This window comes from Limosilactobacillus coleohominis 101-4-CHN (genome assembly GCF_000161935.1).
In the GTDB taxonomy this organism is placed as follows: Bacteria; Bacillota; Bacilli; order Lactobacillales; family Lactobacillaceae; genus Limosilactobacillus; species Limosilactobacillus coleohominis_A.
The window spans coordinates 26831-27848 of record NZ_GG698806.1 but is presented as its reverse complement, the minus strand read 5'-3'; the positions used below and the strand labels follow the sequence as shown (position 1 = coordinate 27848).

2 protein-coding genes are annotated in these 1018 nt (G+C 36.3%); both read left to right on the top strand.

From position 1 onward, the window contains the following. Window positions 1-189 precede the first annotated feature (189 nt). Window positions 190-900 (top strand): ISL3 family transposase, encoded by a 711-nt coding sequence (locus HMPREF0501_RS07465; RefSeq protein WP_006917394.1) that lies wholly within the window; start codon window positions 190-192, stop codon window positions 898-900. 14 nt (window positions 901-914) lie between these two features. Then, window positions 915-1018 (top strand): hypothetical protein (locus HMPREF0501_RS09190; protein ID WP_263598715.1); only part of this gene is annotated, 104 nt, incomplete at its 3' end.

The window sequence follows — 1018 nt, the reverse complement described above, 5'->3', positions numbered from 1 at the left end:
TTCATCGTCCGGTTTTATGTATATCGGAATCAGGCTGCTTAACTAAGATTTAGGCTCTACACTAAATCCTGTTGATGAATTACCTTCGGTAATTTATTAATGGGATTTTTTCCTTTTATAATAAAAAAAGAGGTCATAATTGACCTTATCCCATCCATAAATCACCACAATTAAAGAAAGGATATCAATATGACCCTAACTAGTAATTCTATTCGTTCTTTGTTAGAAATTAAAGACCCAAATATTAAAATTGACGATATTTTTGATTCCTTTATTCATCATACTAAAGTTCGCATCATCAAAGCATGTTTAATCATTCATCAACGGCGTTGCCCTCTATGTGGCTTCGAAGATTTAGTACACAATGGGCATTATACATCAACGATTACTTATACCAGTGATAATGCCAGTCATCCAATCTTCATTAGGCTAGCCAAGCAACGTTTGAAGTGTAAAAATTGTGGTCACACCATCATGGCTAAAACTCCACTAGTTAATAAATACTGCAATATTTCTAACCGCACGAAAGCTAAAATTATTATGAACTTACAAGATGATCGAACTCAGAAATGTGTTGCGGTTGACAATAATGTTTCACCGTCGACCGTCGGTCGACTAATTGATGATTATCGTGAACTATACCCAGTTTTTCCCGAACAATTACCCAAACATTTAGCCTTTGATGAATTTCATGTGGTTCATCATCAACTACACTTTATCTGTATTGATGGGGGGGGTAATACCCACCGCATTATTAAAATACTACCGGATCGCTTAGCTGAAGCCCTCTTTAGTTATCAGTATGATCAACTGAGTAAGCCAATGGCTACGGTTATTAAACACCTCGAAATTGTGTTAAATGCAGCAGAAAATGAGCAGTCTAATGGACCGGACCACTAGAAGATACCAACCGAATGATTAAACAAATTCAACGTACGGCCTTCGGCCTGCGTAACTTCAATCATTTGCTAGCAAGAATTAATTTAAGAAGCATGAAAATCATAACCACCCGTAAAAC